General features: G+C 62.4%; 7 protein-coding genes. 6 read left to right on the top strand and 1 reads right to left on the bottom strand.

All coding sequences use genetic code 11. The features are described from left to right. Positions 1-59 precede the first annotated feature (59 nt). Positions 60-350: a YciI family protein gene (locus ACE03M_RS06725; protein WP_143921756.1), complete on the bottom strand. Its 291-nt coding sequence runs from the start codon at positions 348-350 to the stop codon at positions 60-62. Between the two features lie 66 nt (positions 351-416). On the opposite strand from ACE03M_RS06725, the gene ACE03M_RS06720 reads away from it, so the two are divergent. The 6 genes from ACE03M_RS06720 to whiA form a co-directional block, all read left to right on the top strand. After that, positions 417-2,942 (top strand): DEAD/DEAH box helicase, encoded by a 2,526-nt coding sequence (locus tag ACE03M_RS06720; RefSeq protein ID WP_143921755.1) that lies wholly within the window; start codon positions 417-419, stop codon positions 2,940-2,942. 15 nt (positions 2,943-2,957) lie between these two features. Then, positions 2,958-5,828 (top strand): excinuclease ABC subunit UvrA, encoded by a 2,871-nt coding sequence (gene uvrA, locus ACE03M_RS06715; protein WP_143921907.1) that lies wholly within the window; start codon positions 2,958-2,960, stop codon positions 5,826-5,828. Then, positions 5,821-7,680 carry an excinuclease ABC subunit UvrC gene (gene uvrC, locus ACE03M_RS06710; protein ID WP_143921754.1) on the top strand — a complete coding sequence of 620 codons (1,860 nt, stop codon included), beginning with the start codon at positions 5,821-5,823 and terminating at the stop codon, positions 7,678-7,680. Before uvrA ends, uvrC begins: the two co-directional genes overlap by 8 nt. A gap of 113 nt (positions 7,681-7,793) precedes the next feature. Next, positions 7,794-8,690 carry an RNase adapter RapZ gene (gene rapZ / locus ACE03M_RS06705; RefSeq protein ID WP_143921753.1) on the top strand — a complete coding sequence of 299 codons (897 nt, stop codon included), beginning with the start codon at positions 7,794-7,796 and terminating at the stop codon, positions 8,688-8,690. Between the two features lies 1 nt (position 8,691). Then, the gene (locus ACE03M_RS06700) at positions 8,692-9,687 is read left to right on the top strand and encodes a gluconeogenesis factor YvcK family protein (protein WP_143921752.1); all 996 of its coding nucleotides are present in this window, start codon (positions 8,692-8,694) and stop codon (positions 9,685-9,687) included. Between the two features lie 26 nt (positions 9,688-9,713). Next, the coding region (whiA, locus tag ACE03M_RS06695; protein WP_485933234.1) for a DNA-binding protein WhiA at positions 9,714-10,597 on the top strand (884 nt) is incomplete at its 3' end.

Below are 10,597 nucleotides of genomic sequence, written 5' to 3'. Positions count from 1 at the left end.
CACGTGGGCCATGTGGCCCGAGGCTCAAGCCTCGAAGACTCAAGCCTTTGAGTTCAGGCTCAGTCTTGGGAGAACGGACCGAAGACTGGGGTCCACTCCCGAACAATCGTCTCGTCGATGACACCGATCGAAGCATAGGGATCGTTCGCCAGAAGGGCGTCGATTTCCTTGCGGTCGGCGGCCTGCAGCAATAGCAGACCTCCGGGAACCGGTTCATCGTCCAATGGGCCCGAGGCCAAAACGGTTCCGGCTTCGTACAGATCGGCCTGCCACGCACGGTGTGCAGGTCGCGACTCCATCCGGGCGTCGGTATCTGGTCCATAGACATAGTTGACAGCGAAAACCGGCATCTGAAACTCCTGAGGTTCGATCAATAGGATGGACATCAGTCTAAACGGAAAGGTCTGTGCATATTTGTGGTGCGATTGCAGGAGATCCCAGCGGAATTCGCTGATGAAGATGCAGTGTATGAGGCGTTCGGCCACTACTGCGAAGAGCTGGGAATCGAACCATATCCCGCCCAGGACGAAGCCATCCTCAACATTTTGGCCGGCGACAACACGATCGTGGCCACTCCCACAGGTTCGGGCAAGTCCCTCGTGGCACTGTTCGCCCTCTACCAATCATTCACCCGCGGGATCAGGGCGTACTACACAGCCCCGCTCAAGGCGCTGGTGAGCGAGAAGTTCTTCTCTCTCATCGACGCCTTCGGCGCGGAGAACGTCGGTATGATCACCGGCGATTCCACCGTCAATGGGGATGCGCCCGTGATCTGTGCGACGGCCGAGATCCTAGCGAACCAGGCTCTGCGCGAAGGCGGAATGGTCGACGCAGGCATGGTCGTGATGGACGAATTCCACTATGTCGCCGATCCCTCCCGCGGATGGGCTTGGCAGGTGCCCCTGCTCGAGATGCCACAGGCGCAGTTCGTTCTCATGTCGGCGACGCTGGGCGACACGAGTGAAATCTGTCGCACCATGGAAGAGACCACCGGCCGCGACAGCTCAGTCGTCACCTCGGCGACCCGACCGGTTCCGCTCGAGTACGAGTACTCCACCGAGACACTCTCTGACACATTGCGCTCCCTGGTGCGCAACGACAAAGCTCCCGTCTATGTCGTGTCCTACTCCCAGGCGGGCGCTATCGATCTGGCCACAGGTCTGCTGTCCGTCGATCTGGCGTCGAAGGAACAGAAGGCCGCGGTCGCAGCAGCCATCAAGGGGTTCACCTTCGCGAAGGGATTCGGACAGAGCCTGCGCAAGCTGCTCCTGCACGGCGTCGGTGTCCACCACGCGGGCATGCTGCCCAAATATCGCCGTCTGGTCGAACAGCTCGCACTCAAGGGTCTGCTGTTGGTCATCTCAGGCACCGACACGCTCGGCGTGGGCATCAACGTTCCCATCCGCTCTGTGCTGCTGACAGGACTGACGAAATTCGACGGCCGGAAGATGCGCAAACTCAGCGTCCGCGAATTCCAACAGCTGGCAGGCCGCGCGGGGCGCGCGGGGTTCGACACCCGCGGCTACGTCATCGCGCAGGCGCCCGAACATGTGATCGAGAACATGCGGGCAGAGGCCAAGGCAGCCAATGCGGACAAGAAAAAGAAGAAGGTCAAGAAGAAATCAGCCCCGGCCGGATTCGTCGGATGGTCGGAGGAGACCTACACCAAACTCATCGAATCCCAGGCCGAATCTCTGCGCTCGCGTATGAAGATCGACCATTCGACGATCCTCAACCTCGTCGCCCGCCCGAAGTCGGACGTGGCCACGATCAGCGCCTTCATCGACAAAACCCACGAAAGCCGGGAACGTCACCTCGACCTCAAACTCACAGCCTTGAGCATCGGTCGCTCTCTCATCGATGCCGGCCTCATCGAAGCGAAGGGAGACGAACTGGTCCCGACCACCGACCTGGGGCCCCAGTTCGCCCTCAACCAGCCTCTGGCGCCCTTCGTACTCGCCGGACTCGAACTGCTCGACCCGGAGTCAGAGACCTATGCCCTCGATGTTGTCTCGCTCGTCGAATCCACCACGCCGGTGCCGTTTCCCGTCCTCAAAGGCCAACTCGATCGGCTCAAGAAGGACACCTTGGCCGAACTCAAAGCAGACGGCCTCGAATACCCCGAACGCATGGCAATCCTTGACGAGATCGAAGGCCCGAAGCCTCTGGCAGATGTCCTCGATCCCGCCTTCGAACACTTCATCGAGGTGCACCCATGGCTGCGAGCGGGGAACTTCGAACCGAAATCGATCGTGCGCGACATGGTCGAACAGGCGATGGGCTTCACCCAGTTCGTCAGCTACTACAGTCTCACCAGGGTTGAGGGCAGCCTCCTTCGCTACCTCACCGACGTGTTCCGCGCGCTGACACACAATGTGCCCGCCGACGACAGGACGGACGAGCTCTCGACCATCATCGAATGGCTGGGGGAGACGATCGCCCGCACCGACTCGTCACTGCTCGACGAATGGCGCACCCTGCAGGGGCTGTCCCCGACGGACTTCGCCGACGAAGAGCTGCCCGACCTCGATCGCAAGTTCTCAGACAACGAGCGAGTCTTCACCGCCGAAGTGCGCAATGCCCTGTTCCACCGGGTGCTGTTGGCCGAGCGTGCCGACTACACGGAACTGGGCCGCCTCGACGCCGACAGCGGCTTCGACGCCACAGCCTGGGAGGACGCGATCGAAGACTTCTACGAGGAGTACGGCGACCTCCTCACCGATGGGAAGGCCAGAGGCAAGGAATATATCTCGATCGAACCTGGTTCACAGACGTGGACCGTCCGTCAGACCTTGGCCGATCCCGATGACAACAGGGACTGGGCCATCGACGCCGAGGTGGACGTGCCGGCAAGCGACGAAGCCGGAGACATCGTGCTCCGAATCCTCGCGGTCGGAGAGATCAGCGCCCGTCCCCATTCAAGCAATGTCAGTGCCGAGTAATACAGTGGTCAGGTGATGAAAACTAACAGCGGTGAGCAGTCGGCAGGCGTGTCACATCTCGACACTCTGTGGGTCAAGGGCGCACGCGCCCATAACCTCAAGAACGTGGAGGTCGCCCTGCCCCGCGACTCCATGATCGTCTTCACCGGTCTATCGGGGTCGGGGAAGTCATCGTTGGCCTTCGATACGATCTTCGCCGAGGGGCAGCGCCGTTACGTCGAGTCCCTGTCCTCCTACGCCCGAATGTTTTTGGGCCAGATGGACAAACCCGACGTCGATTTCATCGAGGGCCTGTCACCGGCGGTGTCGATCGACCAGAAGTCGACCTCCCGCAACCCTCGTTCCACGGTCGGCACCATCACCGAGGTTTATGACTTCCTGCGCCTGCTGTGGGCTCGAATCGGCGTGCCGCACTGCCCCGTGTGCGGTGAGATCATCACGAAGCAGACTCCACAGCAGATCGTGGACCAGCTGCTCGAACTCGAGGAGCGGACGAAGTTCCTCGTGCTGGCTCCCATCGTCCGCTCCCGCAAGGGCGAGTTCGTCGACCTCTTCACCGAGCTGCAGGCCAAGGGCTTCTCTCGCGCCATCGTCGACGGAGAGCAGATCAGCCTCAGCGAACCTCCCACCTTGGAGAAGCAGTACAAGCACACGATCTCCGTCGTCGTCGACCGCTTGGTGGCGAAGTCGGGTCTGCGACCTCGACTGACCGACTCAGTCGAGACTGCGCTGGGCCTGGCCGACGGTCGCATCGATGTCGAGCTGGTCGACGAAGGTGTGACCCGAACCTTCTCGGAGCACATGTCGTGCCCGAACGAACACCCGCTGGCGATCGACGAGATCGAACCCCGCACATTCTCGTTCAACTCGCCCTTCGGTGCCTGCCCCACCTGTGACGGCATCGGCACTCGGCTCCAGGTCGATGAGTCACTCGTCGTTCCCGATGAGGACCTCAGTCTCGGCGAGGGTTCGATCGCTCCCTGGGCCGGCGGAAAACAGGTGACGAAGTACTTCAACCGCCTCCTCAAAGGTCTTGGCGACGAACTCGGCTTCGATATGAAGACCGCATGGAAGGATCTGCGCACCTCCGACAAAACCGCGATCCTGACCGGCAAGGACTACAAGGTCCACGTCAAATACAAGAACCGGTTCGGACGCGAACGCACCTACTCCACCGGATTCGAAGGCGTCTACCAGTACATCCAGCGCAAGCATGAGGAAACAGAGTCGGAATGGTCGCGGGAACGCTACGAATCCTACATGCGCGAAATTCCCTGTGCGAGCTGCAACGGTGCCCGACTCAAACCGGAGATCCTCGCCGTCAAGGTCGGCGGAAAATCGATCGCCGAGGTCTCCGAGCTGGCCCTCGACGAATCCGCCGAGTTCCTCTCTCAGCTGGAACTGGACTCTCGTGATGCGGCAGTCGCGGCTCAGGTGATGAAGGAGATCAACGCACGCCTTGGCTTCCTCCTCGACGTCGGGCTCGACTACCTCAGCCTTGACCGGCCCGCTGGCTCGCTGTCCGGCGGTGAGGCCCAGCGCATCCGCTTGGCCACACAGATCGGCTCCGGCCTCGTCGGGGTCCTCTACGTCCTCGACGAGCCCTCGATCGGTCTCCACCAGCGCGACAACAGACGACTCATCGAGACTCTGAACAAGCTCAAGGAGCTCGGCAATACCCTCATCGTCGTCGAACACGACGAAGACACCATCTATTCGGCCGACTGGATCGTCGATATCGGTCCAGGTGCGGGCGAGCACGGGGGAGAGGTCATCTACTCGGGGCCCGTCGACGGTCTCAAAGCCGCAGACCGCTCCATCACCGGTGACTATCTCGCCGGACGCAGAGCAATCCAGGTCCCGACCACCCGCAGGCCCGTGGACAAAGACCGTGTCGTCACGGTTGAGAAGGCCGTCGAGAACAACCTCCGGGACGTCTCTGTCTCGTTTCCCCTCGGTGTGCTCACCGCCGTCACCGGTGTCTCCGGCTCAGGCAAGTCGACCCTCGTCAACGAGATCCTCTACACCCAGATGGCCAATGTCCTCAACGGTGCCTCTCGGGTACCCGGCCGACACAAGCGAGTCACCGGTCTGGACAACCTCGACAAGGTCGTCCACGTCGACCAGTCACCGATCGGCCGTACTCCACGGTCGAACCCGGCGACCTACACCGGGGTCTTCGACCGCATCCGGCGTCTGTTCGCAGAGACCGAATCGGCGAAGATCCGCGGCTACCAGCCGGGGCGGTTCTCCTTCAACGTCAAGGGAGGACGCTGCGAGAACTGCAGCGGCGACGGCACGATCAAGATCGAGATGAACTTCCTGCCCGACGTCTACGTCACCTGCGAGGTCTGCGGGGGAGCCCGCTACAACCGCGAGACGCTCGAAGTGACCTTCAAGGGCAAGTCCATCGCCGAGGTGCTCGAGATGCCTATCGAACAGGGTGCCGAGTTCTTCGCCGCGATCCCTGCCATCGCCCGACACCTCAACACCCTGGTGGAGGTGGGGCTGGGCTATGTTCGCCTCGGCCAGCCCGCAACCACTCTCTCCGGTGGTGAAGCCCAACGAGTCAAGCTCGCGGCGGAGCTCCAGAAGCGGTCCCGCGGTCGCACCGCCTACGTACTCGACGAACCGACCACCGGACTGCACTTCGAGGACATCTCGAAGCTGCTGCATGTACTGCAGGGGCTCGTGGAGAAGGGCAACACGGTCATCGTCATCGAACACAACCTCGATGTCATCGGCAACGCCGACCATGTCATCGACCTGGGCCCCGAGGGCGGACGAGGCGGTGGAAAGATCATCGCCCAGGGCACGCCGGAAGAGGTAGCGGTCAATAAGAAGAGTCATACCGGGCGATTCCTCAAAGCGATGCTCGATGGCTGATCCAGCGTCCTACCGCCCGGCCACGGGCAGCATTCCGACCTCGGCCGGGGTCTACAAATTCCGCGACCCCGACCGGCGCGTGATCTATGTCGGTAAGGCGAAGAATCTCCGCAATCGGTTGAACTCGTACTTCTCGAACCCCGCGCAGCTGCATCCCCGGACCTCGACGATGGTCCACACCGCTGCCTCAGTGGAATGGACCGTCGTCGACACTGAGGTCGAGGCGCTGCAGCTCGAGTGGACGTGGATCAACGAATTCAACCCGCGGTTCAACGTCATGTTCCGCGACGACAAGTCCTACCCGTACCTCGCGATCACGATGAATGACGAGGTGCCGCGGGCCTTCATCACCCGTGGCAAACGTCGTAAGGGCGTGAAGTACTTCGGACCCTTTGCCCAGGTGTGGGCGATCAAGGACACGTTGGACCTGCTGTTGCGGGCCTTTCCGATGCGCACCTGCACCGCCGGAGTGTACAGACGAGCCGAACGCAGCGGCCGTCCCTGCCTGTTGGGATACATCGACAAATGCGCCGCCCCTTGTGTGGGACAGATCAGCGTTGAGGGCCACAAGGACCTGGCCCGCAGTATCTCTGACTTCATGTCCGGCAACACGGGACGATTCATCAGCTACCGGCAGAAGGAGATGGCCTCGGCCGCCGAGGAACTCGACTACGAACGGGCCGCCCGCCTGCGGGATGAGATCACGGCGCTGCAGAAGGTGCTCGACAAGTCAGCTGTCGTGCTCTCCGTCAACGCAGACTGCGACGTGTTCGCACTCGTCACCGAGGAGCTCGAAGCTTCGGTACAGGTCTTCCACGTCCGCCAGGGACGCATTCGGGGACAGCGCGGCTGGATCATCGAACGCTCTGACGACCACAGTCCGGCCGAACTCACCACCGACTACCTGCGTCAGGCCTACACGGGTCTCGATGCGGATGCCATTCCCCGCGAGATCCTCGTCGACACGGTCCCTGCCGATATCGACTCGCTCGAGAGCTGGCTGAGTGAACAGCGTGGATCCAGAGTCACCGTGCGGGTCCCGGAACGCGGAGAGAAGAAGGCCGTTCTCGAGACCGTGGCGAAGAACGCGAAAGAGGCGCTGCTCCAGCACAAGCTCAAGCGTTCCTCCGACCTGACCACACGCAGCACGGCACTCAAAGAGATCCAGGAGTACCTGTCGCTGCCCGAAGCGCCTCTGCGCATCGAATGCATCGACATCTCACACACCCAAGGTTCCAATGTCGTGGCCTCACTCGTGGTGTTCGAAGACGGACTCGTGAAGAAGCGCGACTACCGTCACTTCGCAATTCACGGCGAGGCCGCAACCGATGATACGGCGTCGATGTATGACGTCGTCTCACGACGCTTCAGCCGTTACCTCGAACAGATGAGCTCCGATGAACCCGATGAACGGTTCGGGTACCGTCCCAGCCTGCTCGTCGTCGACGGTGCCGGTCCACAGGTCGCGGCGGCCACCAGGGCGCTGCACGATCTGGGCATCGTCGACATCTCGGTGGTCGGATTGGCCAAGCGACTCGAAGAGGTCTGGGTCCCAGACGATCCGTTTCCCGTCATCCTGCCCCGGAACTCAGAGGGACTGTTCCTCATGCAGCGCCTGCGCGATGAGGCTCACCGCTTCGCCATCAGTTACCACCGATCGAAGCGGGCCAAGGCGATGACCAGCTCCGTGCTCGATGACATCTCCGGACTGGGCGAGTCAAAGAGGACCGCGCTGCTGCGCCATTTCGGCTCCGTGAAGAAGGTGCGAGCGGCCAGCATCGAAGAACTGTGCGAGGTTCAGGGCATCGGCCGGGCTCTCGCGGAGAAGGTCGCGGCCGCCCTCGCTGATTGATCTCATGGTGCTCGGAGACCGACGGGTCGGCAGGGACTGCGCCCACTGGCGGACAACTGCTCTAGAGTAGTTCTGGACAGCTGTCTTCAACCGCGCAGCCCCAAGGAGGACGTGTGAGTACGCAGGCCGAATCGAACGGCTCCGACCATCCCATCGAGGTCGTCCTTGTGACGGGAATGTCCGGAGCGGGTCGGACCACAGTGGCCAATGTGCTCGAAGACATGGATTGGTACGTCGTCGACAATCTGCCTCCGCAGATGATGCGTCCCCTCGTCGAACTCGTCGCCCGTGCCGATGGGGCTCTGCCCAAGATCGCCATCGTCACCGATTCGAAGGGGCGGGCGAAGTATGAGGAGCTCGAAGACACGATCAGTGACTTCCTCGATCAGGGGCTGTCCCTGCGCATCCTGTACCTCGAAGCAGCCGATGAGGTTCTCGTCCGACGCTTCGAGTCCACTCGCCGCCCCCACCCGCTCCAGGGCGAAGGGACGCTGCTGGAAGGGATCGAGGGTGAACGTTCGGCGCTCGAATCGCTCAAACACCGGGCCGACATCATCATCGACACCTCAGAACTCAACGTCCATCAGCTCTCGACCCAGGTGCGCAAACGTTTCAGCACCGTCGATACTCCTCTGCTGCGCCTGACCGTGATGAGCTTCGGCTTCAAATACGGACTGCCCAAGGACGCCGACCACATCGCAGATGTTCGTTTCCTGCCCAACCCGTACTGGATTCCGCACCTGCGCGGACACAACGGACTCGACTCCGATGTCGCGGACTTCGTATTGGGTCAGAACGGGGCAGAAGAGTTCATCGAGCGCTACACCGCGACCCTTGACACGGTCTCACAGGGCTACCTCCACGAAGGTCGCGGCTATGCGATGATCGGCATCGGCTGCACCGGCGGAAAGCATCGCTCGGTGGCGATCAGCGAACGCGTCGCCAAGAGCCTCGCCGCGCAGACCGGTATTCCGGTCACCGTGCGCCACCGTGATCTGGGGAGAGAGTGAGATGGAGACCGAAGATCTCCCGCAGATCATCCCTGCCGTCAAAGACAAGGGACCCAAGATCGTCTCCTTCGGCGGAGGCCACGGCCTCTACTCTGCTCTTCGCGCCTTCCGTCTGCTCACCGAGTCTCTGACAGCAGTCGTCACGGTGGCCGATGACGGAGGTTCCTCCGGCAGGCTCCGCGACGAACTCGGCGGTCTGCCTCCTGGAGACCTGCGAATGGCTCTGGCTGCCCTCTGCGACGACGGGAACTGGGGTAAGACCTGGCGCGATGTGATCCAGCACCGCTTCGACTCCGACGGAGAGCTCAGCGGACATTCCGTTGGAAACCTGCTCATCTCGGCTCTGTGGCAGATCCATGGAGATCACGTCGCCGGCCTCGACTGGATGGCCAAGCTGCTGCGTGCCCACGGTCGGGTTCTGCCCATGTCCTCGGTCCCACTGACGATCGAGGCTGATGTGAAGTTCCCGGGCTCCTTCCAAGTCGTGCGCGGGCAGTCCGTGCTCGCCTCCACCCTGGGCCATGTTGAGACCGTCCGGCTCGATCCTCCGGTCCCACCGGCCCGACACGAGACGATCGAAGCCGTCGCTGAGGCGGATGTGCTCAATCTCGGACCCGGCTCCTGGTACACCTCGGTGATGCCGCATCTTCTCGTTCCCTCCCTTGCGGAGGCGATCGAGCGATCCTCCGCCGTGAAGTCCCTCACGTTGAACCTCAGCTCCAGCGACGGCGAAACAAGAGATCTCAGTCTCAGCGAACACCTCGTATCACTGCACAGGCACGCCCCCTCGCTCGAGCTGAGCTACGTGCTCGTCGACGAGGCCGCAACCCTGGTGGAACCTGATCTCGAGAGGTGTGCGCGTGAGATGTTCAACGCCAAACTGTGGGCCCGTCCGCTGCACTCACGGCGGGCAGGACAGCATGACACCCTCAAGCTCGCCGCGTGTTACCGTGACATGTTGGTGGACGCTGGGATCGGCGTGGACGAGCAGTGGTAGCAAATTCAGTTGCAGGAGGACGAACAATGGCACTGACCGCTCAGGTCAAGGACGAGTTGGCACGGGTGAAGATCACCCGCACTTCTGCTCGCAAAGCCGAAGTGTCGGCGATTTTCCGCTTCTCCTCCGCACTTCATCTCGTCAACGGTTCGATCGTGCTCGAAGCCGAACTCGACACCGCCCAGGCAGCAAAGCGTCTGCGCAGCGAGATCAAGGATCTCTACGGCCAATACGCTGACATCGTCGTCATCAACGCCGCCGGAATCCGCCGCTCGAACCGCTACCTCCTGCGAGTCACCCGCGACGGGGGTGCTCTGGCCCGCCAGACCGGTCTCGTCGACAATCGCGGACGACCAGTGCGCGGACTGCCGTCTGCAATCGTCAACGGCTCTGTTGCCGATGCCGAAGCCGCCTGGCGTGGAGCGTTCCTCGCCCACGGATCCCTGACCGAACCGGGCCGTTCCTCTGCCCTCGAAGTCACCTGCCCGGGACCAGAGGCGGCACTGGCCCTGGTCGGCGCAGCCCGAAGGCTGGGCCTGAGCGCGAAGGCACGCGAGGTTCGCGGCGTCGACCGCGTCGTCATCCGCGACGGTGACGACATCGCGGCCCTGCTCACCCGCATGGGCTCCCACAGTGCCGTCCTCGTGTGGGAGGAGCGTCGAATGCGGCGCGAGGTCCGTGCCACAGCAAACCGTCTGGCCAACTTCGACGATGCGAACCTGCGCCGCTCCGCCAGAGCGGCAGTGGCCGCCGGAGCCCGAGTCGAGCGCGCCTTGGAGATCCTCGGTGACGAGGTTCCCGAACACCTGCGCTACGCCGGTCAGCTGCGTGTGACACACAAACAGGCATCGCTGGAGGAGCTGGGCCAGCTGGCCGATCCGCCGATGACCAAGGACGCCGTCGCCGGTCG

The sequence above is a fragment of the Brevibacterium sp. AGC70 genome (assembly GCF_057334195.1).
The sequence above is the reverse complement of the archived record's forward strand: the minus strand, read 5'-3'. Positions and strand labels throughout refer to the sequence as shown.

What these genes read in the sequence shown, in the direction of transcription:
- ACE03M_RS06725 (WP_143921756.1), bottom strand. Translation starts at nt 350, where the DNA reads ATGCCGGTTTTCGCTGTCAACTATGTCTATGGACCAGATACCGACGCC.
- uvrA (WP_143921907.1), top strand. Translation starts at nt 2,958, where the DNA reads ATGAAAACTAACAGCGGTGAGCAGTCGGCAGGCGTGTCACATCTCGAC.
- uvrC (WP_143921754.1), top strand. Translation starts at nt 5,821, where the DNA reads ATGGCTGATCCAGCGTCCTACCGCCCGGCCACGGGCAGCATTCCGACC.
- ACE03M_RS06700 (WP_143921752.1), top strand. Translation starts at nt 8,692, where the DNA reads ATGGAGACCGAAGATCTCCCGCAGATCATCCCTGCCGTCAAAGACAAG.